Source organism: Streptomyces sp. CB02009 (assembly GCF_001905825.1).
Classification (GTDB): Bacteria; Actinomycetota; Actinomycetes; order Streptomycetales; family Streptomycetaceae; genus Streptomyces.
The window spans coordinates 55,690-77,689 of record NZ_LIVV01000015.1 but is presented as its reverse complement, the minus strand read 5'-3'; the positions used below and the strand labels follow the sequence as shown (position 1 = coordinate 77,689).

At 74.7% G+C, this 22,000-nt stretch carries 15 protein-coding genes; 5 read left to right on the top strand and 10 right to left on the bottom strand.

Features of this window, described 5'->3' with window-relative positions:
* Window positions 1–57: 57 nt before the first annotated feature.
* Entirely contained in the window at window positions 58–2,028 is a 1,971-nt protein-coding gene (locus AMK27_RS39235) for an acetoacetate--CoA ligase (RefSeq protein WP_073919120.1), read from the bottom strand.
* 215 nt (window positions 2,029–2,243) lie between these two features.
* Here AMK27_RS39235 and AMK27_RS39230 point away from each other — a divergent pair, with 215 nt between their 5' ends.
* Window positions 2,244–4,658, top strand: a complete 2,415-nt coding sequence (locus AMK27_RS39230; protein ID WP_073919118.1) for a glycoside hydrolase family 31 protein — start codon at window positions 2,244–2,246, stop codon at window positions 4,656–4,658.
* Window positions 4,659–4,701: 43 nt separating this feature from the next.
* Here AMK27_RS39230 and AMK27_RS39225 read toward each other — a convergent pair whose 3' ends face one another.
* Window positions 4,702–5,223 (bottom strand): NUDIX domain-containing protein, encoded by a 522-nt coding sequence (locus tag AMK27_RS39225; protein ID WP_073919117.1) that lies wholly within the window; start codon window positions 5,221–5,223, stop codon window positions 4,702–4,704.
* A gap of 39 nt (window positions 5,224–5,262) precedes the next feature.
* Here AMK27_RS39225 and AMK27_RS39220 point away from each other — a divergent pair, with 39 nt between their 5' ends.
* The 3 genes from AMK27_RS39220 to AMK27_RS39210 all read left to right on the top strand — a co-directional run bounded on the left by AMK27_RS39220 (window position 5,263) and on the right by AMK27_RS39210 (window position 7,825).
* Entirely contained in the window at window positions 5,263–6,084 is an 822-nt protein-coding gene (locus AMK27_RS39220) for a M15 family metallopeptidase (RefSeq protein ID WP_073919115.1), read from the top strand.
* A 92-nt stretch (window positions 6,085–6,176) separates the two neighbouring features.
* The gene (locus AMK27_RS39215; RefSeq protein ID WP_073919112.1) at window positions 6,177–6,641 is read left to right on the top strand and encodes a Zn-ribbon domain-containing OB-fold protein; all 465 of its coding nucleotides are present in this window, start codon (window positions 6,177–6,179) and stop codon (window positions 6,639–6,641) included.
* Window positions 6,638–7,825 (top strand): lipid-transfer protein, encoded by a 1,188-nt coding sequence (locus tag AMK27_RS39210; RefSeq protein WP_073919111.1) that lies wholly within the window; start codon window positions 6,638–6,640, stop codon window positions 7,823–7,825. The genes AMK27_RS39215 and AMK27_RS39210 overlap by 4 nt, the downstream gene beginning before the upstream one ends.
* 36 nt (window positions 7,826–7,861) lie before the next feature.
* On the opposite strand, the gene AMK27_RS39205 is transcribed toward AMK27_RS39210, so the two are convergent.
* Genes AMK27_RS39205 through AMK27_RS39190 form a run of 4 tightly spaced genes read right to left on the bottom strand, consistent with a single transcriptional unit; the run spans window position 7,862 to window position 12,312 of the window.
* A complete protein-coding gene (locus AMK27_RS39205) occupies window positions 7,862–8,467 on the bottom strand; it encodes a GTP-binding protein (RefSeq protein ID WP_073919109.1) in 606 nt (201 codons plus the stop codon).
* Window positions 8,448–8,900, bottom strand: a complete 453-nt coding sequence (locus AMK27_RS39200; protein WP_073919107.1) for a DUF742 domain-containing protein — start codon at window positions 8,898–8,900, stop codon at window positions 8,448–8,450. Before AMK27_RS39200 ends, AMK27_RS39205 begins: the two co-directional genes overlap by 20 nt.
* Window positions 8,901–8,911: 11 nt before the next feature.
* The gene (locus tag AMK27_RS39195) at window positions 8,912–9,355 is read right to left on the bottom strand and encodes a roadblock/LC7 domain-containing protein (protein ID WP_073919106.1); all 444 of its coding nucleotides are present in this window, start codon (window positions 9,353–9,355) and stop codon (window positions 8,912–8,914) included.
* Window positions 9,352–12,312, bottom strand: coding sequence for a sensor histidine kinase (locus tag AMK27_RS39190; protein ID WP_073919137.1), 2,961 nt, complete (start codon window positions 12,310–12,312; stop codon window positions 9,352–9,354). Before AMK27_RS39190 ends, AMK27_RS39195 begins: the two co-directional genes overlap by 4 nt.
* Before the next feature lie 435 nt (window positions 12,313–12,747).
* Between AMK27_RS39190 and AMK27_RS39185 the strand changes: the two genes are divergently transcribed.
* On the top strand, window positions 12,748–13,116 hold the full coding sequence (locus tag AMK27_RS39185; protein WP_241847773.1) for a hypothetical protein: 369 nt from the start codon (window positions 12,748–12,750) through the stop codon (window positions 13,114–13,116).
* Window positions 13,117–13,245: 129 nt separating this feature from the next.
* On the opposite strand, the gene AMK27_RS39180 is transcribed toward AMK27_RS39185, so the two are convergent.
* From AMK27_RS39180 to AMK27_RS39165, 4 genes are all read right to left on the bottom strand, one after another.
* Window positions 13,246–17,937 (bottom strand): hypothetical protein, encoded by a 4,692-nt coding sequence (locus tag AMK27_RS39180; RefSeq protein WP_073919103.1) that lies wholly within the window; start codon window positions 17,935–17,937, stop codon window positions 13,246–13,248.
* Window positions 17,938–18,018: 81 nt separating this feature from the next.
* Window positions 18,019–18,948: a hypothetical protein gene (locus tag AMK27_RS39175; protein WP_073919101.1), complete on the bottom strand. Its 930-nt coding sequence runs from the start codon at window positions 18,946–18,948 to the stop codon at window positions 18,019–18,021.
* 667 nt (window positions 18,949–19,615) lie between these two features.
* Window positions 19,616–21,160, bottom strand: coding sequence for a hypothetical protein (locus AMK27_RS39170; RefSeq protein ID WP_073919100.1), 1,545 nt, complete (start codon window positions 21,158–21,160; stop codon window positions 19,616–19,618).
* Window positions 21,161–21,240: 80 nt separating this feature from the next.
* Window positions 21,241–21,951, bottom strand: coding sequence for a GntR family transcriptional regulator (locus tag AMK27_RS39165; RefSeq protein WP_073919098.1), 711 nt, complete (start codon window positions 21,949–21,951; stop codon window positions 21,241–21,243).
* Window positions 21,952–22,000 lie beyond the last annotated feature (49 nt).

Below are 22,000 nucleotides of genomic sequence, written 5' to 3'. Positions count from 1 at the left end.
CGGCCGCAGGCGGAGGGGCCCGCCGATCCGGTCGGATCGGCGGGCCCCTTCCCGCGCTCAGCCCCGGCGGGAGGCCGCGAGGGTCTCGTAGAAGTGCAGCAGGCCGAGGTCGTCGACCGAACCGGCGTTGACGGCCTTGTCCAGGGGGGTTCCCTGGAGGAGGCGCTTGACCGGGACCTCGATGCGCTTGCCCGTGAGCGTGTGCGGGACGCCCGGGACCTCGATGATCTCGTCGGGGACGTGGCGCGGGGAGAGCTCGCTGCGGATCGTCCGCTTGATGCGGTCGATCAGCGCGTCGTCCAGGGTGGCTCCCTCGACGAGGTGGACGAAGAGCGGCATCCAGTAGCCGCCGTCGGGCTCCTCCAGGCCGATCACGAGGGATTCCCGGATCTCAGGGAGGCGTTCGACGGCCTCGTAGATGTCGGCGCTCCCCATCCGGACGCCCTGGCGGTTCAGGGTGGAGTCGGAGCGGCCGTGGATCACGACCGAGCCGTGGTCGGTGATCGTGATCCAGTCTCCGTGGCGCCAGACGCCCGGGAACATCTCGAAGTAGCTGTCGCGGTAGCGGCTGCCGTCCGGGTCGTTCCAGAAGTGGATCGGCATGGACGGCATGGGGTTGGTGACGACCAGCTCGCCGACCTCGCCGATCACGGGCTTGCCCGAGGGATCCCAGGCCTGGAGGTCGGTGCCCAGGCCGGCCGCCTGCAGTTCGCCGATGTGGACCGGGAGGGTGGGGACGGCGCCCGCGAAGCAGGAGCACACGTCGGTGCCGCCGCTGACGGAGGCGATCCAGAGGTCCTCGCGGACCTCGTCGTGGAGCCAGCGGAAGCCGTCGGGCGGCAGCGGCGAGCCGGTGGTGGCGACGCACTTCACCGCCGACAGGTCGAAGTCGCGGCCGGGGTGCACGTCGGCCTTCGCGCAGGCCATCACGTACGCGGCGGAGGTGCCGTACAGGGTGGCGCGGGTGCGCTCGGCGACGCGCCACTGGGCGGCGGTGTCGGGGTAGCCGGGGCTGCCGTCGTACAGGACGACGGTCGTGCCGGTGAGCAGGCCGGAGACGAGGAAGTTCCACATCATCCAGCCGGTGGAGGTGTACCAGAAGAACACGTCCTCGGGGCCCAGGTCGCAGTGCAGGCCCAGCTGCTTGACGTGCTCGACGAGGATGCCGCCCTGGGACTGGACGATCGCCTTCGGCAGGCCGGTGGTGCCGGAGGAGTACAGGACCCACAGCGGGTGCGAGAACGGGACCTGCTCGTAGACCGGCTCGGTGTCGCCGGCGACGAGGTCGGACCAGGCGAGGGTGCCCTCGGGGGCCGGGGTGCCGAGCAGCGGGATGTGGACGACGGCGCGGAGCGTCGGGAGCTCGGCGCGCAGTTCGGCGACGGTCTCGCGGCGGTCGTGCTCCTTGCCGCCGTACCGGTAGCCGTCGACGGTGAAGAGGACGACGGGTTCGACCTGCTGGAAGCGGTCGAGGACGCTGCGGGCACCGAAGTCGGGGGCGCACGAGGTCCACACGCCGCCCACCGCGGCGGTCGCGAGGAGGGCCACGACGGACTGCGGGACGTTGGGCAGGTAGCCGCTGACCCGGTCTCCGGGCCGTACGCCGAGGGCGCGGAGTTCGGCGGCGAGGGAGCCGACCTGGCGGCGGAGCTCGGCCCAGGTGACCGGCACGGGCTCATGTGTCTCGTCCACATGGAGCAGGGCCGCGGCATGGGGGCGCTCGTCGGCGGCGCGCAGGGCGTGCTCGGCGTAGTTGAGGGTGGCTCCGGGGAACCAGTCGGCGCCGGGCATCGAGCGGTCGCCGAGGACGCGCTCGTACGGGGTGGAGAAGCGGATGTCGAACCACTCGACGACCGCCTGCCAGAAGGCTTCGAGCTCGTCGACGGACCAGCGGTGGAGCGCCGGGTACCCGCCGGCGGCCGGGGCGCCGTGGTGTTCGGCGGCCCAGGTCTGGAAGCGGGTCACGGCGGCCGTGGCGATGCGTTCCTCGTCCGGCTGCCAGAGCGGCTCGGTCTGCGCTGATGTCATTGGGGCGGCTCCCTGGCTGTACGCGGGGTCGGCGTGTGTCCCGCGCACGTGCTGGGGTGTGCGCGTGACGCGGCTGACAGGACGATGCCATGTGATCGTCTTTCGCACCAGGTCTGCCCGCCCATGGTCGGGGAGTTGAATATGTGCTCCCACCACGGGTGAACGCCAGTTGAACGGAGCCTGTTCCGCCCCGGGCGGGTGGCAGTCTGAGCTGCATGGACGGTCGTGAACTGGTGCGTTCAATGAAGGTGTTCGGCTCGGTGCGGGGGCTGCGGACGGTGCGGGCGGCGTGGCGGCAGCGTCGTACGGACGCGTGGGGGCTGCCGCCGAGGGGTGCGGAGCGGGCCCGGGTACCGGGGCCGGCTTCGGGTGCGGAGGCCGCGCCCGGCGGGGGGACCGTCCGGTTCGCGCGGTCCTCGCTGCGGATCCGCGTGTCGTCGGGCGGCACCGTGTTCTGGGGGTGGGACGGGGCCGATCCGCTTCCGTCGTACGCCCTGGCGGGTGAGGCGCCTGAGCCGGATCCGCGGGCGTCCCTGGAGCCGGACACGGACGGCGGCTGGCGGATCGTCTCGGAGCGGGTGACGGTGGCGGTGTCCCGGCACGGGGCGGTGGAGATCCGGACGCCGGGCGGGGTGATGCTGCGCCGGGACCTGCCGCCGCGCTGGTGGGAGCCGGTGGCGCGGGCCGCCGCCCCGGGTGCGGAGCCGGGGCGCGGCGGCCGGCCGGTGGCCGGCGCCGCTCCGTCCGACGGGGCGGTGCGCTGGGTGCAGCGCAGCGAGGTGCCGGCGGACGCGCGGTTCTTCGGTCTCGGCGGCCGGTCGGCGGGGCCGCGGCTGCGGGACGGCGCGTACCGCCTGTGGAACACCGACCCGAAGGGGAGCTTCGGCCCCGGGGACGATCCGCTCTACCTCACCATGCCCGTGCAGTTCGTCGTCTCGGACGCGGGGACGCACCTGGCCTTCCACGACAACTCCTGGGACGGCCGGGTCACCCTCGCCGAGGGCGAGGAGGGCGCGGGGTCCGGGCACGACCGGCCGGGGACGAGCGAGGTCCGGATGGGCGGCGGTCCGCTGCGCTGCTGGGTGGTGGTCGGCACCCCCGCGCGCGTGCTCCACGGCTGGGCGGCGCTCACGGGTGCTCCGGCGCTGCCGCCGGACTGGGCGCTCGGAGCGCAGCACGCGCGCTGGGGGTTCGGCAGCGAGCGCGAGGTGCGGCGGATCGTGGCCGGATACCGGGAGCGGGGGCTGCCGCTGTCCGCCGTCCACCTGGACATCGACCACTACGACGGGCATCGCGTGTTCACCGTCGACCGGGAGCGGTTCCCCGATCTGCCGGGGCTCGCGAAGGAGCTGCGGGAGCAGGGCGTGCGGCTCGTGTCGATCGTGGACCCGGCGGTGAAGGCCGAGCCGGGGAACGCGGTCTACGACAGCGGGCGGGCGGCGGGGGCCTTCGTGCGGGACGCGCGGGGCGACGAGGTGCGCGGGGTGGTCTGGCCGGGCGAGTGCGCCTATCCGGACTTCACCGATCCGGCGGTACGGGAGTGGTGGGGCGAGCTGTACGAGGAGCGGCTCGGGCAGGGCTTCGCCGGGGTGTGGCACGACATGAACGAGCCGGTGTCCTTCTCCCCCTTCGGCGACTCGACGCTGCCGCGCTCGGCGCGCCACCACCTGGACGGCCGGGGCGGCGACCACCGCGAGGCGCACAACGTGTACGGACTCACGATGGCGCGGGCCGGGTACGAGGGGCTGCGCCGGCTGCGGCCGGACGAGCGGCCCTTCCTCTTCTCGCGCTCCGGCTGGGCGGGGATGCAGCGGTACGGGGGCACCTGGTCGGGTGATGTGTCGACCGGGTGGCCGGGGCTGCGGGCCTCGCTCGCGCTGGTCCTGGGGCTCGGGCTGTGCGGGGTGCCGTACTCGGGGCCCGACGTGGGCGGTTTCGACGGCAGTCCCACGCCGGAGCTGTTCCTGCGCTGGTACCAGCTGGGGGCGTGGCTGCCGCTGTTCCGCACCCACGCGGCGATCGGCGCGGGGCGGCGCGAGCCGTGGGAGTTCGGTCCGGAGGTCCTGGAGCACGCGCGCGAGGCACTGGCCGAACGGGAGCGGCTGCGGCCGTACTTCACGACCCTGGCGCGGCTCGCCCGGATGACGGGCGCGCCGTACGTACGGCCGCTGTGGTGGGGGACGCCCGAGGACCGGGTGCTGCGCGACTGCGAGGACGCGTTCCTGCTCGGCGACGCGCTGCTCGTGGCGCCGGTCCTGACCGGGGGCGCCGACCGGCGGGCGGTGCGGCTGCCGCGCGGACGCTGGTACGACACGGCGACGGGGCAGGCGTACGAGGGCCCCGGGCAGGTGCTGCTCGACGCTCCGCTCTCCCGGGTGCCGGTCCTGGCGCGGGCGGGGGCGGTGCTCGCGGTGCGGGGCGACGACGGCGGCCTGGCCCTCGAGGTGTGGGCGCCCGCCGCCGGGCGGACGGGCGGCGGGCTCGTGGTGCGGGACACGGGGGACGGCTGGGAGACGGCCGAGATCGAGCGGTACCAGTCGCGGCTGGTGGACGGCCGGGTGGTCGTGGAGCGGGTGACGGACGACGGGGTGGAGGAGGCGGGGCTGCCGGTGCGGGTGCGGGGGGTGTGATCCGGCGCAGGCGCCCCGCGGGGGCGGGGCCCCGCGCCCCGGCTCAGCCGTACTCCCCCGCGAACCACTTCCGTACCGCCTCCGTGTGGAGCGGGAAGGCGAGTCGCTCCGGGGCGCGGAGCACGTGGTGGCCGCTCGTCTCGTCCGTCGGGACCGACGGCGGGAGCGCGCTCGCCGGGCGGGGCGGGAGGAGGCCGAAGACGAGGAGGTGGCCCGCAGGGGAGCTCAGCACGTCGGCGAGGCGGACCTCCTCTGCGGAGGCGGCGATCCCCGTCTCCTCCCGCAGTTCGCGGGCCACGGCGGCGCGCCAGTCCTCGCCGTGGTCGATGAAGCCGCCGGGCAGGGCGACCTCGCCGCGCGCGGGTTCGATCGTGCGGGTGATGACGACGAGGCCCGTGTCCGTTCCGTCCGTGACGGGGAGCAGGGCGACGGCGACGGGCAGCGGGTTGCGGTAGGCGGTGCCGCCGCAGGCCGGGCAGGTGCGGGGCCAGCCGGCGTCGGCCGGGTGGGCGGCGCCGCAGAACGTGCAGTGGGAGTCCTTCACGGGCCGACCGTATGCGATCACCCTTTCCCGGCGCTGCCGGAACTGGTAGACGGTGTGCCCATGACAGGACTTGCCTCTGCCTTCCGTACCCTCGCCGTCGCGGCCGCGGCCGGACTGCTCGCCGTCACGGGCGCCGTCGCCGCCCCCGCTCCCCCGGCGTCCGCGGCTCCTGAGCCGAAGGCGCCACGGGAGTTCGTGGCCCTCGCCTCGGTGGACCGGACGATCGTTCAGGAGATGCGCTACTCGACGGAGCACAACTTCGTGGGCGAGCCGGTGGACGGCTACCGGCAGCCGCTGTGCATCCTGACCCGGCCGGCCGCCGAGGCCCTGCACCGCGCGCAGGTGCGGCTCCTGGCCCGCGGCTACACGCTGAAGGTGTACGACTGCTACCGGCCGCAGCGGGCCGTCGACCACTTCGTGCGCTGGGCGAAGGACCTGGCGGACGAGCGGATGAAGGCGGAGTTCTATCCGCTCGTCGACAAGTCGAGGTTGTTCGCCGACGGTTACATCGCGGAGAAGTCCGGGCACAGCCGGGGCTCGACGGTGGATCTGACGATCGTGCGGCTGCCGGCCGTCCCCACGCGCGCGTACGTGCCGGGCGAGAGGCTGACAGAGTGCTTCGCGCCGCGCGCGGAGCGGTTCCCGGACAACTCCGTGAACATGGGGACCGGGTACGACTGCTTCGACACGCTCTCGCACACCGACGACCCCCGGATCCAGGGCGCGCAGCGGGCCCATCGGCAGCTGCTGAAGAGCGCGCTCGCCGAGCAGGGCTTCGTGAACCTGCCGGAGGAGTGGTGGCACTTCACGTTCAAGCCGGAGCCGTTCCCGAGCACGTTCTTCGACTTCCCGGTGGCGCGGAGGTCGGTGGCCGGCCACTGAGCCTTTCGCCCCCGGGGCTCCCGTGCCACACTTCTGACGGTTCGTCAGCTCATGGTGTCCGACGGCGGGCACGGCAGGCACGGGAGGCCTCGATGGCACGGACACGCACACCGGTGGTGGCCGGGTGGTTCACCGACGACACCGTGCCGGAGGCGGAGTTCCGGCTGCTCGGAACCCGTTGCACGGCCTGCACGTCGGTCTTCTTCCCCCGGGCGGACGACGGCTGCCGCAACCCGGTCTGCCCCGGGGGCGGGGAGCTCGCCGAGTTCCCGCTCTCCCCGCGCGGCCGGGTCTGGTCGTACACCGACGGGCGCTACCGTCCGCCCGCCCCGTACGTCTCCGATCCGGACGCGCCCTGGGAGCCGTACACCCTCGTCGCCGTCGAGCTGGCGGCTGAGGCGATGGTGGTCCTCGGGCAGGCCGCGCCGGGGGTGACGACGGCGGATCTGGCCATCGGGACGGAGGTCGAGGTGGTGCCCGGCGTCCTCGACGAGGACGACGAGCACATCTGGACCACCTGGCACTGGCGTCCCGTCGCACGGGAGGAGCGGTCGTGAACGACATCGCCGTCATCGGGGCGGGCATGCACCCCTGGGGCAAGTGGGGGCGGAGCTTCGTCAGTTACGGCACGGCTGCCGCCCGCGCCGCCATCGCCGACGCCGGCCTGGACTGGTCGGACGTCGGCTCCGTCGTCGGCGCGAACACCATGCGGTGCGGCTACCCGGGGTACGTGGCCGGAGCGACGTTCGCGCAGGCCCTCGGGTGGCAGGGGGCGAGGGTCACCAGCGTGTACGCGGCCTGCGCCTCGGGCGCCCAGGCGATCGGGACCGCACGGGCCCAGATCCTCGCCGGGCTCGCGGACGTGGTCCTGGTCGTCGGCGCGGACGCGACGCCCAAGGGCTTCCTCGCCCCGGCCGGCGGCGAGCGTCCCGACGACCCGGACTGGCTGCGGTTCCGGGTGCTCGGGGCCACCAACCCCGCGTACTTCGCGCTCTACGCACGCCGCAGGATGGCCCTGTACGGGGACACGCCCGAGGACTTCGCCCAGGTGAAGGTGAAGAACGCGGCGGCCGGCGCGCTCAACCCGCTCGCCCGCTACCGCGCGCGCGTGAGCGCCGAGCAGGTCGCCGCCTCGGCCGTCGTCGCCGATCCGCTGCGGCTCCTCGACATCTGCGCCACCTCCGACGGGGGCGCCGCGCTCGTGCTGTCCAGCATGGAGTTCGCGCGCACCCACGGGCACCCCGACCCGGTGCGGGTCCGGGCCGTGTCGACGGTCTCCCCCACGTACCCCAAGGCGGTGCTCGACCTCCCCGACATCGCGACCGACTCGGCGGTGGCCGTCGCACCGGCCGCGCGCACCTTCCGCGCCTCGATCGCGCACGCCGCCTACGAGGAGGCGGGGATCGGGCCCGAGGACCTGTCGCTCGCGGAGGTCTACGACCTCTCCACCGCCCTGGAGCTGGAGTGGTACGAGGACATCGGGCTGTGCGCGGCCGGCGAGGGCGCCAAGCTGCTGCGGGACGGGGCGACGGCGCTCGGCGGGCGCCTGCCGGTCAACACCAGCGGCGGACTCGCCTCGTTCGGGGAAGCCGTGCCCGCCCAGGCGATCGCCCAGGTCTGCGAGCTGACCTGGCAGCTGCGGGGTACGGCGGGCGACCGGCAGGTGCCGGGGGCGCGGGTCGGCATCACCGCGAACCAGGGGCTGTTCGGGCACGGGTCCGCAGTGGTGGCGGTGCGCTGAGACGCCTCGGGGCGGCTTCCGCGGACGGCTGCCCGCTCAGGGCGCCGCCGTCGCGTGGCTCCGGTCCGCGAGGACGAGCGCGTGCTCGACGACGGCGACGAGGACGTTCTTCACGGACTCGCGGTCCCGGGCGTCGCACATCAGGAGCTCGACCTCCGGGTCCAGGTCCAGCGCCCCGCGCACGCTCTCCGCGGGGAACCGCTGGGCGCCCTCGAAGCAGTTGACGGCCACCGTGAACGGGATGCCGCGCCGCTCGAAGTAGTCGATCGCCGCGAAGCTGTCCTCCAGACGGCGGGTGTCCGCCAGGACGACCGCGCCGAGCGCGCCCTGCGCCAGCTCGTCCCAGAGGAACCAGAAGCGGTCCTGGCCGGGCGTGCCGAACAGGTACAGGACGAGGTCCTCGCGCAGGGTGATGCGGCCGAAGTCCATGGCGACCGTGGTGGTCGTCTTGGCCTCGACGCCGTGCAGGTCGTCGACGGGCCGCCCCGCCTCGCTGAGGACCTCCTCGGTCCGCAGGGGCCGGATCTCGCTGACCGCGCCGACCAGCGTCGTCTTGCCGACCCCGAACCCGCCCGCGACGAGGATCTTCAGGGTCACCGGCTCGACGTACGGCGTCCTGCGGCTAGAGCGCCCGAAGGCCATTGATCACCTCGCGGAGAATGCTCACGTCCGGCAGCTCGGCCGGCGGAACGGGGCGGGTCACATGGACGAGTTCGTCCTCGACGAGGTCGCCGACGAGGACCCGGACCACCCCGACGGGGAGGTCGAGTCCTGCGGCGAGCTCGGCGATCGACTGGGGCTGCTCGGAGCAGCGTTCGACGATCTCCACGTGCTCGGGGGAGAGCGTCTGGTCACGGCCGGGGTCGTCGGCGGCGGGTTCGGGCACGACCACCGCGATCAGGTCGAGGCGGTGGCGGGTGGCGGCGCTCGTCCGGCCCCGGGTCATCGCGTACGGACGGACCACGGGCCCGGCCTCGTCGTCGAACCAGTGGTGGTGGGCAGGGGCGGCGCTCTGGTCCGGCTCCGTGGGCCGGTTCGCCTGGTTCAGCTGGTTCCGCTCGGCTGCGTCGCTCATGCCGTCCCCTCTCACCCTCCCGCGGGCAGACCGGTCCGGGGCGCCGTGCCGAGGTGGACCCCGACGCGCTTCACCATCAGCGTCATCTCGTAGGCGACCTGGCCGACGTCGGAGTCCGCGTCGGCGAGCACGGCCAGGCAGCTGCCGTCGCCGGCGGCCGTGACGAAGAGGAAGGCGTCCTCGAGCTCGACGACGGTCTGGCGGACCTTGCCCGCCTCGAAGTGGCGTCCGACGCCCTTGGCGAGGCTGTGGAAGCCGGAGGCGACGGCGGCCAGGTGCTCGCCGTCCTCCCGGGTGAGGTCCTGGGACGCGCCGGTGGGGAGGCCGTCGCTGGAGAGCACCAGGGCCTTACGGATGGACGCGACGCGCTGCACGAGCTCGTCGAGGAGCCAGTTCAGCTCGCCGTTTCCGTGGCCGGCGGTGCTGCTGGATGCTGCGGCGTTCGGTGCGGTCATCGACCGTCCCCCTCGGGTGTCGTTCCAGGTGCTGTCGGGTCGTCAGGGTCGGCGTTGTGCTCTCGCCCGCGCTGCCAGCCGCGCTGCATGGCGGCCATGCGCGCGCGTACCTCCTCGGCGTCCCGCTCGAAGTGGTCGGCGTCCGCGGGCGCGGCGCCGCCGCTCGTACCGGCGTCGGCACGTCCGCCCGTGCCGCGCTCGGCCGGGGCGTCGTGCGCGCGCAGCTGGGGAGCGAGGCTGGCCTGGCGGACTCGGCGGGGCAGCCCGCCGAACGGCTCGGGGCTCGCCGGCGCCACCGGGCCCTCCGGTGGTACGGGGACGAGGGTCGGGCCGGTGCCGCGCGGGGCGATGGGCAGACCGTACTGCCGGCCGGTGCCGCGCGGAGGGACGGGCTGGTCCCCCGGCCGGCCGGTGCCGCGCGGGGGCACCGGCCGCTCGTCCCGGCCGGTTCCGTAGGCGTGGTGGTCCGCGTCGCCGGGGCCCTCGGTCACGCGACCGGGGGCGGGGTGCGCACGGCCGTTGAGCGGCTGGTCCAGTTCGGGGAGCGTGTGGGACCGGTCGGAGGCGTCGGCTCCGCGGCCGCGCTCCGGCTCGTCCGCGCCGCGGCCGCGGTCGGGCTCGTCGAGCCGCCGGCCGTGGTCCACGACCAGGGTCGGGGTGCGCCGGCGCGGCAGCGGTACGGGGCCGAGGGCGCCCGCGTCGACGGGCTTCTCCTCCTCGTCCTGGCCGTCCGTCCGGTCCGCGGCCTGCGGGTGCTGCTCGCCGGCGGGCGCGCGTCCGGAGCGGCGCCGGGGACGGGGCAGGAAGAGGCCGCCGCGTTCGCTGTCGGTGTCGAGGAGGTCCGCCGCGCCGTCGAGGAGGACGTCGTACTCCTCGCTGCCGAGCGGCCCCTCCAGCTCGACGGGGCCGTCGAGCGGGCCGGGTGTCTCGGTCACGTCCGGGACCCGGGCGAGGGCCGGGCGCCGGCTGGGCAGGACGCCGTCGTCGGCGGTCCCGGCGTCGGCCGGGCCGGTGCGCTCCAGGGTCTTGCGGTCCAGGCGGAAGCCGGCGCCCTGGGTCTCGGGCGCGTCGGTGAGGAGCGCGGCCGGGATGAAGACGACGGCGGTGGTCCCGCCGTACGGGGAGGTCTGCAGCGAGACACGGACGTTCTGGCGCTGGGCGAGCCGGCTGACGACGAAGAGGCCGAGGCGGTCGGTGTCCGAGAGTTCGAACTCGGGGGTCTCGGCGAGCCGGAGGTTGGCGTCGAGCAGGGCGTCGGGGTTCATGCCGAGGCCGCGGTCGTGGATCTCCAGGGTGAAGCCGTTGGCGACCCTCTCGCCGAGCACCTGGACGGCGGTGTGCGGCGGGGAGAACACCGTGGCGTTCTCGAGGAGTTCGGCGATGAGGTGGGTGAGGTCCGCGACGGCGGGGCCGCCCACGCCGAGGCGCGGGAGCCGGCGGACCTCGATGCGTTCGTAGTCCTCGACCTCGGCGACGGCGGCGCGGACCACGTCCATGAGCTGGACGGGCTTGCGCCACTGGCGGGAGGGCGCGGCGCCGGAGAGGATGACGAGGCCCTCGGCATGCCGCCGCATGCGGGTGGTGAGGTGGTCGAGCCGGAAGAGGTCGGCGAGCTCGTCGGTGTCCTCGGTGCGCCGTTCCATGGTGTCGAGGAGGGTGAGCTGGCGGTGGAGCAGGACCTGGTTGCGGCGGGCGAGGTTGACGAACACCTCGGAGACGCCGCGCCGGAGTTCGGACTGCTTCACGGCGGCCTCGACGGCGGCGCGCTGGAGGGTGTTGAGGGCCTGGCCGACCTGGCCGACCTCGTCCTGTCCGTATCCCAGGTGCGGGACTTCGGTGCCGACGTCGACGTGTTCGCCCGCGGCGAGTCGCCGCATCACGCTGGGCAGGCGCACGCCGGAGACCTCCTGGGCCTCCTTCTGCAGGCGGCGCAGGTCGCGCACGAGGTCGCGGCCGATGCGGACGGAGATGACGATCGAGGCGAGCAGGGCGAGGAAGCCGAGGACTCCGGCGACGCCGACCTTGAGGAGGACGCTGTACGCGGCGGGCTGGACGCGGTCCTGGTAGCGGTCGCCGGCCGCGGTGTTCTCCCTGGCCAGGTCGTCGAGGACGGGGCTGGCGTTGTCCTGCCAGTAGGCGGGGGTGACGGCGCGCGGGCTGTCGGTGGGGCCCTGCTCGATGATCGCGTTCTCGGCGGTGCGCAGCGGCTGGCTGGCGGGGCTGCTCCAGTACTTCTCGAAGCGCTGCCGCTCGGCGGTGGGCAGGAGTTCGAGGTTGACCTCGTAGAACTGCTCGCGGTTGGCGACGAGGTCGGATATCGCGCGGATCTCCCGGGCGGTGATCCGGTCCGCGACGAGCGAGGAGAGGACGAGCGCGTCCTCGCGGGAGAGCAGTTCACGCGCGCGGGTGATGCCGACGAGGGCGCGGCCCTGCTTGTCCATCTCCACGTTCTCGAGGGCGTGGAGGGTGACGAGGAAGCTGTAGCAGGGGTCGACGAGCCGGTTGTAGAACTCGAGGGCCTGCATCCGGCCGATGTCACGTTTCTCCACCGAGCGGCGCAGCGAGGCGATGCCTTCGAGCGCCTGGAGGAGGGAGGTGAGCCGCTGGGCGGTGACGGGCCGCATCTCCTCGCGCACGCCGGGGTCGGTGGCGTTGGCGCGGATGCGGGCGATCTGGCGGTCGGTGGCCCGGCGGGTCTCGTTGAGGGAGCCGAGGGCGTCGGTGCCCCGGGGGTCGGCGAGGTAGATGAGCGACTGGCGCCGTTCGAGCTGGATGACGCGGGCGGTGTCCTCGAGGGGGTAGCCGACCTTGTCGACGATGTAGCCGACGTCGAGGAGCTGGTCGGCCTCGCGTCCGGTGAGGACCGTGGCGAAGCCCCACAGGCAGGTCAGGGAGACGAGGGGGACGAGCAGCAACGCCACGATCTTCCGGCGGATGGACTTCCCGCGAAAGCGCATGGCCTCCCCCAGCTCGACCTCCGTGGCCACGGAGGTCCTTCACGTTCGTGACGTCCGGCGTCAACACGCGGCGTCAACCTTGAGATTCAACAAACGGCGGCGTGAGCCTACTACTGCATCACGGCCATCCCGAAGGCATGTCCGGGCTATTTTCAGCCTGCCGAGTGAGTCTTGATCATGAGATGTCCTGCTATTCGGTGAGTTGGACTTGGTCAATGTGGCGTAGGACACCTGACGATGCGCCATTTCTCCGGCCTGCGGAGATGGCTGGAATTGTTCGTTCCGGTCCCATCCCGCTCACGTTCATCCCTGGTCGGACGAAACCTTTTCCCTCACTCGTGCGTCAATAAGTACGGGGCGGGTTCTGTCCGTGTATAGGCGCTCAAGACGGGCAACCGTTCCTGGAGACGGTCAGTTGTGGGGAGTGACGGGACAATGGAACACGAGGCGCGGTCGGAGCGGCAGTTGTGGGTGGAGGACGACCGGGCGCGACGGCGGATGCCGGACCCGGTGCGTACCGCCGCCGTGCGGGCCGTGATGATCACATCGGTGACGCTCGTCCTTGCGGTCGTGGCGTTCTTCAGCTCCGTGACGGGCTCTTGGCTGGCGTTCCCTGTGACCGTCGGCGCGGTGGTCTCCACCGTCGTGGCCACCTGGAGCGTGCTCGACATCTGGATCACCCGTCAGGTGTGGCGTCAGCGCAACGGCGTGGTGTCGGAGCCGAGCAGCACGGCGCGTCCGCCGCTCCGTGCGAAGCGCGAGGAGAGCCGGGCGGACACGGCGTCGCTGTCCGAGGCGGCCTGAGCCGGCGGAACGTGAACGAGCGGCCCGGCCCCCTGTGGAGGGGGCCGGGCCGCTCGCTTGTGCCCCGGGCCGTCCCTTGCGGGTCTCGCCCGATCGGCCCGACTGGCTCGACCGGCCCGACCGGCCCGACTAGAGGGTCGCCGGGTGGCTCGGGTCGTCCGCCGTGTGCCGGCGGAACATCCGCGTCGCCGTGATCTCGCCGTGGATCGTCTCGCCCTCCGCCGCGGTCTGCGGCAGACCCGGGCGGAGGTGCTCCTCCACGCTGATGTACTTGAGGCCCGCCCTCAGGTCCGCGTCGTTGCGCAGCCGGATCACCAGGGGGAACTCGGCGAGCGCGGTCGTGTCGAACAGACCCGTCGTGTACAGGAGCTGCACGCCCAGCGCGTCCGACACGGCCCGCTGGAGCTCCAGCAGGTACGTGGCGTTGGCGCGGCCGATCGGGTTGTCCAGGAACAGCGTGCCCGCGTGCCGGTGCTTGTCGCGGCCGCGGTCGTTGGAGCGGAGCGCCGCCATCGTGCAGTACAGGGCGATGGCCGCGGTGAGCAGCTGACCGCCGGAGAAGACGTCGCCCATCTGCCCGACGGGCACCCGCTCGGCGCGCAGCACAGCGTCCGGCTTGAGGATCTCGACGGAGACGCCCTTGGGTTCGAGGGCCGCCTGGACTCCGCGGAGCAGCAGGGACATCCCGTCGCGGCGCAGGTCGGAGTTCTTCCTGACGGCGGCGCGGGTCGCCTCGTCGACGACCTCGCCGAGCCGCTCCGCGAGGGTGGCCTGGTCGGGCTCCTCGAAGCGGATCCGCAGGAACTCCTGGCCCGACCACTCGCCGAGGCCCTCGGGGAGCCGGGAGAGCCGCTGCGCCGAGCGGAGCGTGGCGAGCGAGGACTCCACCAGGCCGCGCAGCCGGTCGACGATCGAGTCGCGGTTGCGCTCCAGCTGCTCCAACTCGTCGGTGAGGACCCGCAGGCGGGGCGCGAAGGCCTCGGCCCACTTGGCGGCGTGCTCGGGCAGCGCGGCCGCCGGCAGTTCGCGGATCTGCTGGCGCGCCGGGGTGCGGACCTGCTCGTAGCGGGTGGAGTTGGCGTGCCGTACCAGGATGTCGCTCGCCTCGCGCACGGAGGCGTCGGCCGCCGAGAGCTCGGCCGTGCAGGAGCGCAGCGAGCGGCGCGCCTCGCCGGCCGTCGTACGGGCCTCCTCCAGGCTGCCGGGGTACGCCTCGGCCTCCTCGCGCTCCTCCTCGGTGTGGTCGCGGAGCAGGTCCCGCAGCAGGGCGGAGGTCTCGTCGAAGCCGCCCGCCGCGTCCTCGGCGGCCCGGTGGTCCCGGAGCAGTCCGGTGTGGGCGGCGCGGGCCGCCTCCAGGGCGTCGGTGCGGGACGCGAGTTCGGCGCCGGCGGTACGGAGCAGGGCCTGGGCGCGTTCGGCGTCGGCGGGGACGAGCTCCTCGGGCAGCTCGGTGTGCTCCTCGCCGTCCTCGGGGGCGAGGCGCTCGGCCTCGCCGCGCAGCCGGCCGATCTTCTCGCTGGCCTCCGACGCGCGGGTCTCCAGCATCTGCACGAGGGACTCGGCGCGGGCGGCGGCGGCCTGCCGGGACGGCCCGTCGGCGCCGTCCGTGGACTCCAGGAGCTGCTCGGCGCGGGTGCGGACCTTGTTGGTCAGCCGGTCGAGCTCGGCGAGGGCGGCGGACTCGTCACCTTCGGCGCGGGCCTGCTCGGCGCGCAGGTCGGCGCCGACGCCGACCTTCTCGTACAGCTGGGACGCCGCCCGGTAGGCCTCGCGCAGGGTGGGCAGCGCGGCGCGGGGCGCGGGCGCGTCGCCCTCGGGGAGGGTGTCGGGGGCACCGGCGATCTCGGCGCGCTCGGCGCGCAGGGCGCGGGCGGTGCGGTGGGCGTCGTCGGCGGAGCGCTGGGTCGCGCGGCGGTCCTCGTCGGCGGCACGCGCGCGTTCCAGACAGGTCTGGGCGCGGGCCTCGGCCTCTGCGGCGTCGTCGGCGAGTTCGCGGAGCTTGGCCTGCCAGGCGGCCCGCTCGCGCAGCCGGAAGGCGAGGCCCGCCAGGGCGTCGGCGACCCGGCGGGCACGCTGGGCCGCCTCCTGGCGCTCGTCCCGTACCTGGGCGGCCTCGGCGGCGGTCTCATCGGCCTCCGCGCGCGCGGTGCGGGCCTCGTCGAGGGTGGCGGTCGCGGCCTCGGCGGTCTCCCGGGCGGTGGTGGCGACGGCCGAGAGTTCGGCGAGCATCCCGGGCGGGCAGTCGGCGCGCCACGCGCCGATCCGGGCCGCGAGGGACCGGTCGCCGGCGAGGCGGGCGGCGAGGGTGCGGATCTCCTCGTCGCGGGCGGTGGCGCGGGCCCGCAGGGCGTGGCGCTCCTCGTCGGCCGCGTGCTCGTCGTGCATGGCCGGGTTCGGCGGGACGAGGAAGACGCCCGTGTCGTCGCCGGTGCTCTGGGCCGGTACGGGGGCGAGGAGGGCGGCGGCCGTGCCGACGGCCACGGCGGAGCGCGGCAGCAGGGCCGCGGTGCCGAGGACCTCGCGGGCACGGCCGTACGAGACGGGGTCGGTGATGACGACGCCGTCGACGAGCTCGGGGCGGGCGGCGAGCACGCGCGCGTGGTCGGCGGGGTCGACAGCCTGGGCGAGGTAGCGCCAGCCGGGGAGGGCGGGGATGCCGTGCTCGCCGAGGTACTCGACGGTGGCGAGGACGTCGGGGCCCGGCGGCAGCAGGCCGCCGTCGCCGAGGGCGCCGAGGATGCGGGAGTCGTCGGCCGCGGCGGTGCGCAGTTCGAAGAGCTGGCGCTCGGCGGAGGTGACGGCCTGGTCGAGCATGCCGCGCAGTTCGTCGGCGTAGCGGTCGAACTCGGTGACGGTGAGCGGGCCCTGAGGCCGGCCACCGGTGTCCGTACCGGCGGCCTCCTCGGGGTCGGCGCCGGGAGTGGCGGCGCGCTGTCCGGGCAGGGGCGAGCCGCTGCCCGGGAGGTGCGAGCCGGTGGCCGGGAGGCTCAGGAGTTCGGCGAGGCGCTCCTCGCCCGCGAGCAGCTCCGCGGCGCGGCGCTCCGCGTCGTAGGCGTTCCCCGCGGCCTCCGCGGCGTCCGCGGCGCGGGCCGCGGCGAGTTCGGCGCGGGCTTCCGCCCCGGCGGCCTCACGCGCGCGGTCCGCAGCCGTGCGGGCTGCTTCGCGCGCGGTGTCCCAGGCGGCGACGGTCGTCTTCTCGGCGTCGCTCGCGGCGAGCGCGGCGCGGGCGGGGTCGGCGTCGGGCGCGGTGTCGTCGAGCCAGCCGGCCCGGACGGCCTCGGCCGTCTCCTGCTCGACCTCGGCCAGACGCTGGCGCAGGTGACCGGCCTCGCTGCGGGCCCGCTGGGCCTCGGTCGCGGCGGCCGTGGCGTCGCGGTGGGCGGTCTCGCCGGCTTCCTGGAGGGCGGTGGAGCGCTCCTCCTCCTCGGCCGCGTGGCGCTCGCCCTCCTCCGCGGCGGCGGAGAGGGCCCGTACGAGGTCGGCGGCGGCCTCGGCACGCGCCGCGAGGGCCGGTGCGGCGTCCCGCTCGGCCTCGCGGATGGCGGCGGCCACGCGCGCGGAACGGTCGCCGGCGGCGCGGTGGCGGAGGACGACCTCGGCCGCCTGCCAGGCGGAGTGCACGGTGCGGGCGTCGGTGAGCTCGCGGCGCTGGGACGCGGCGCCCTTCTCGGCGGCGGTCAGCGCCAGGGAGGCGTGCCGGTAGGCGAGTTCGGCGGCGATGAGCGCGGCGCGCCCGCGCGCGGTCTCGGCCTCGGCGACGGCGTGTCCGGCGGAGGTGACCTGCTGGGCGAGTTCGGCGCCCCGCGCGCGTTCCACGGCGGCGCGGGCGGAGAGCCGGCGGGCCAGGGTACGGGTGCGGCGCTCGGCGGCCGTGTGGATGTCGCGCGCGGTGGAGCGGGTCGCGGCGGCCCCGACGATCCGGTTGAGGAGGTCGACGGAACCGGCCGTGAAATCGCGCTCGGCGGTGAGCTCCGCGCGGCGGCCCAGCTTGTTGCCGAAGCCTCCGACGAGGTCGGCGAGACCGTCGGTGTCCCGGGTGTCGGTGACGGCCCGCAGCAGCAGGTCGGTGAAGTCGGAGTCCTTCTTGACCGCGAAGAGACCGGCCGCCTCGCCCTCGTCGGCGTTCATCTCGCGCTGGTAGCGGAAGAGTTCCGGGTCGAGCCCGAGCTCGCCGAGGTGCTCGTTCCAGCGGTCGTGGATCTCCTCCCAGGAGACCTCCAGGTGCGGGTACGCCTTGCCCGCCTCCGTGATCGCGTCGCGGAAGCCCTTCATGGTGCGGCGGCGGCCGGTCGCGCCGGAGGCGCCCTCGACGGGCGCGCGGACGGACGTCGCCTCGGCGACGGGGAGGTTGTCCAGGCTGAGCCCGGGGCCGGGACGGAAGGAGTACCAGGCCTCGGCGAACTTCCGCGGGTCGGAGGAGACCTGCCGGCCGCGCCACTCGCTGGCCTTGCCGACCACGACCAGTTCACCGGTGAGGGTGTGCTGCCACTCCAGGGCCACGTGCCCGCAGTCGTCGGCGAGGAGGAACTTGCGGAGCACGCCGGAGCTCGCGCCGCCCAGGGTGTTGCGGTGTCCGGGGAGCATGACCGAGAAGATCAGCTTGAGGAGGACGGACTTGCCACCGCCGTTCTCCAGGAAGAGCACGCCCGCGGGGGCGGGCCGGCGCGGCGGGCCGACCGGCTCCTCTTCGAAGAACTCCGCCTGGGTGGGGGCGGGATGGGGCACGGGCGCGCCGACCCCCCGCAGGTCCAGGACGGTGTCGGCGTAGCGCGCACCGGCGGGACCGATGGAGTAGAGGCGGACCCGGGACAGCTCGTACATGGCGAGGGACTCTCGTGCTCTCGTGCTCGGGAAGAACGGTTTCGCGGGGCGGGCGGACGCGCCGGCGGACGCGCGGGGCGGCTACACCGACGGTGGCGCGTGGAAGGGCAGGCCCGCGTCGGCCGCGATCTCCAGGTCGTCGCCCGCGGGCGGCGGCAGGAGGGTGGCGGACCCGTCGCTGACCGGGACGACGCCGAGTTCGAGGAGCTCGGCCATGGCGGCGGACCCGGCCATGTCGCGGACCTGGAGCTGGTAGCGGGCGGTGGTGCGGTAGGAACCGCCGCCCTCGTCGCCGGTGCGCTGGAGGAAGCCGGAGTCGGTGAGGAAGGCGGCCGCCTTGCCGACGATGCCGGTGGTGGACCCGGCGAGACGGCGGGCGTCCTTGGTGGCGCCGGTGGCGCTGCGGCGGGCGTAGATCCGCCAGGCGGCCTCCAGGCCCGGGGCGTCGGACGCCGGGTCGGTGTTCTCGCCCTGCTCCTCGGCGCGCTGCTCCAGACGCAGACACGCCTGGCGTACGAACGCGTCGACGCCGTTGACGGTGAGCCGGCCGATGTACGCGTCGTCGGCGAGGTCCTCGGGGCGGGGGAAGGCCATGGCGGCGACGGCGAGATGGGCCAGGCCGTGCAGGAAGCGGTCGGCCGAGTCGGTGGAGGCGCGCCGCGCGTAGTCGCCCATGCGGACCGCGAAGACGGAGTCCTCGCCGGCGGTGACGGCCATCCCCGCGCGCGGGGAGACCTCCAGGACGATGAGCCCGAGACCGGTCGCGACCGCGTCGGCGAGGCGCGCGAATGCGGGGTCCTCGCGGTAGCGGCGGAGCAGCTCCGCGTACTCGGCGTCACGGGCGGGGAGCAGCTTGGGCTGCAGCCCGAAGGAGACGAGGCGGGCCGCGTCGGATGCGTCGGCGGGGGTGACGGCGGGCGCGGCGGCGGCGCCGCCCGGGGAGGCGGCCGGGGGCTGCGGGGGCTCCTGCTCGCCCCACGCGTCGGCGTACTCGGCGTGGGTTTCGCTCACGGCTGGGGCTCCTCGGTACGGCTCTCGGTCGGTGGGGGGACGGCGGGAACTGCGGGGCCGACGGGTGTGTCCGGTCCGGCGGGGGTTGCGGGGCCGACGGGCGTGCCCGGTTCGGCAGGGGTTGCGGGGCCTCCGGTTGCGTCTGGTCCGGCAGGTACGTCCGGTCCTGCGGGCGCGTCCTGTCCGTCGTGGACGGCGGGGCGGGGTACGGGCAACGGGACCGGGGTGACGGCGGCGGGGCGCTCGACGGCACCGGGCGGGCCGACGGGATCGGCCGTGATGTCCGTGAGGCGTACGGGACGCACGGACGGCGTGCCGCCGCGCCGGTCGGACGTCGTGCGGGACGGCCGGGGCACCGCCACGACTCCGAAGCGGGGCGGCGTGCCGGGGACCCGCGGCGGCTGGTCGTCCCTCTCGCCCGGTGCGCCGGCCGGGGGGCCGGTCCGGACGTGGCGGAGGCGGGGGCCGGGGGTGGCGGTGGGCGCGGGGCCGACCGGCTCGGGAGCGGGCCCCGGAGTGGCAGCGGGCTCCAGGGCAGCACCGGGCTCCGGGGCGGCAGCCGACGTCTGCTCGCGCTCCGCGCCGGGTTCCGTGTCGGGCGGTCGCGGCGGAGGGACGGGAAGGCCGGCGGCGGCAGGCGCAGGCGCGGGGACGGGCGGGACGAGGGTCACGAGGCCTCCGTGCGTCCGGCGGCCATGCCCGCGGCGTCGAGCAGCGCCGTACCGACGATGAGGTCGGCGCCGCCGAACTCCGGGTCGTCGAGGGGGGTGCCGTCGTCGACGGCGAAGAGGAGGCGCTCCTCGCCCTGCCGGTAGGCCGTGCCGACCGGGGGGCTCGCCGCGTGGACGGCGAGGAGCGCCACGAGATACGGCAGGTCGGCGTCGAGCTCGCGGGCCTCGGCCAGCAGACCGGAGAGGCGCCGCGGGGCGTCGTGCTCCAGGTCCAGCAGCCGCAGGGCGCTCGCGAGCTGCTCCTCGCTGAAGCGGGAGTCGTCGGGGGTGGCGATGAGGTCGGGTTCGGGCATCTCGGCGCCGAGGTGCTCGCGCTCCACCGGCGGGGTCAGAAGCAGGTCGACGAGGTCGCCGAGCCGGACGGACGCCGGGGTGCGCAGACCGGTGCCGCGCGCGAAGAACGCGTCGGTGACCCGCGCCGCCTGCTCGACGGGGAGCGGCAGGGTCGGCGCCACGAGCTGCCCGTACAGGTCGAGGCCGGTGTACGACGTGGGCGCGGCGAAGGCCTGCCGGTCCTGCTCGGCGCGGAAGAGGGGCCCGGCGTCCAGGAGGCGGGACTGGAGCTGGGTGTGGCGCCGGATGCAGTCCTTCACTATGTCGACGAGCTCGGCGGCGCGCCGCTTGTGCTCGGCCGTCTTCGCGTCGGACGTGGCCTCGGCCTCGTCGCGGGCCTTGCGGATGTTGGTGAGGATCGCGTTCTCGTGGCGGTAGCGGTCGGCGACGTGGTCGAGCGCCTCGGCGATCATGTCGGGCACCGTCTGGAGCCAGTCCACCGCGCGCACGTTGCGCCGGGTGGCCTCCAGGGTCTTGCGGAGGGTCTCGGCGTACTGCACGGTCCGGTACCGCGCCTGCTCGGCGGCGAGCTGGGCGTCGGCCAGGCGGCCCCGGTTGATGAGGACCTCCAGCTTCACCTCGGCGGCGATCTGGGCGCTGGTGACGTCGGTGTCGAGGGCGCCGACGAGGACGTTGACCGCCTCGTCGGTGGTCCGGAGGTAGACACCGCCGCCGTATCCCGGGACCTCCTCGATGAGCTTGAAGTCGTAGTCCCTGCGGACATACACGCCGTCGGTGCCGAAGGTGCCGTAGACGGCGCGGAAGCCCCGGTCGACGCTGCCGACGTTGATCAGGTTCTCCAGGACCCAGCGGGCCACGCGCTCGTGCTCGGCGGCGGGGCGGGTGGGCGCCTGGGCGGCGACGCGGGGCAGCAGGCGGGCGACGATCTGCTCGTGGTCGGCGCCGGTGTCGAAGTCCATGTTCAGCGTGATGAGGTCGATCGCCGAGAGGGCGACCTCGGCCATCGCGTAGACCGTGTACTCACCCGCCAGGTTCGCCTTGCGCGCGTCGAGGTCGTGCAACGGGGCGGTGCACGCGAGCGCGCGGAGGCGCCGCGCGAGCCCTTCGTCGGCGGCCGGACCCTGCGCGGGCCGCGGCCCCGCGCTGAGCTGGGGCGGAGCGAGGTCCGTCGAGGCAGGCGAAGTCACGGTGGACAGATTAGGTCCTCGAACTGACAACGGTCGAAACGGCGCAGATGCGACCGGCCGCGGCCGGAGCCCCGGGGCGGTCAGTCCGCCGGGCCCGCCGGGGCGTCGACGGCCCTCGCGTACGCGGCGGCGACCCGGGTGCGGGAGTCGTCGAGGTAGCGGACGAGGAGCCGCTCGGCCGTGGTCCGCTCGCCCGCGCGCAGGGCGTCGAGGATCTCGCGGTTCCGCGCCAGATACGGCTCGTGCAGCACGCGCGGGTCGTCGACGACGTGGAAGGCGAGACGGAGCTCGGCCAGCACGCCCCGCATCAGCTCGTCGGTACGGGCGCTGCCCGCGAGGGCGACGAGTTCCCGGTGGAAGTGGATGTTGGCCGTGGAGACGCCCGGCCAGTCGCCCGCGCGGGTGGCTGCCTCGCCCGCCACCACGGCCGCGGCGAGCGGGCCGAGGGCGTACGGGGGCTGGCCGAGGCCGCGGACGACGGCGCACTCGACGAGCCTCCGGGTGCGGTAGATGTCGTCGACGTCGTCGACGGCCAGGACCCGGACGAAGACCCCGCGGTTGAGCTCGTGGACGAGCAGCCGCTCGTGGGTGAGGAGCCGGAAGGCCTCCCGCAGGGTGTTGCGGGACACACCGAGCGCGCCGCCGATGCCCTCCTCGGAGAGCCGGGTGCCGGGCGGGAAGTAGCCCTCGGCGACCCGGGTGCGGAGGATGTCCGCGACCCGCTCCGCCGTGCTCGTGCGGCCGAGGAGTACGCGGTCGTCGGTCAGGTCCCCGGCTTCCCTCGCTGTCACGGCGCTCCCTCTCGTCTGCCGTCTTCTTGTCGGATCGTTCAACGATCCT

Bases quoted from the DNA above. Each gene is read 5' to 3' on its own strand.
- AMK27_RS39205 (WP_073919109.1), bottom strand. From the start codon at position 8,467: ATGGCCTTCGGGCGCTCTAGCCGCAGGACGCCGTACGTCGAGCCGGTG.
- AMK27_RS39230 (WP_073919118.1), top strand. From the start codon at position 2,244: ATGGACGGTCGTGAACTGGTGCGTTCAATGAAGGTGTTCGGCTCGGTG.
- AMK27_RS39180 (WP_073919103.1), bottom strand. From the start codon at position 17,937: ATGTACGAGCTGTCCCGGGTCCGCCTCTACTCCATCGGTCCCGCCGGT.
- AMK27_RS39195 (WP_073919106.1), bottom strand. From the start codon at position 9,355: ATGACCGCACCGAACGCCGCAGCATCCAGCAGCACCGCCGGCCACGGA.
- AMK27_RS39185 (WP_241847773.1), top strand. From the start codon at position 12,748: ATGGAACACGAGGCGCGGTCGGAGCGGCAGTTGTGGGTGGAGGACGAC.
- AMK27_RS39215 (WP_073919112.1), top strand. From the start codon at position 6,177: ATGGCACGGACACGCACACCGGTGGTGGCCGGGTGGTTCACCGACGAC.
- AMK27_RS39190 (WP_073919137.1), bottom strand. From the start codon at position 12,312: ATGCGCTTTCGCGGGAAGTCCATCCGCCGGAAGATCGTGGCGTTGCTG.
- AMK27_RS39200 (WP_073919107.1), bottom strand. From the start codon at position 8,900: ATGAGCGACGCAGCCGAGCGGAACCAGCTGAACCAGGCGAACCGGCCC.
- AMK27_RS39220 (WP_073919115.1), top strand. From the start codon at position 5,263: ATGACAGGACTTGCCTCTGCCTTCCGTACCCTCGCCGTCGCGGCCGCG.
- AMK27_RS39235 (WP_073919120.1), bottom strand. From the start codon at position 2,028: ATGACATCAGCGCAGACCGAGCCGCTCTGGCAGCCGGACGAGGAACGC.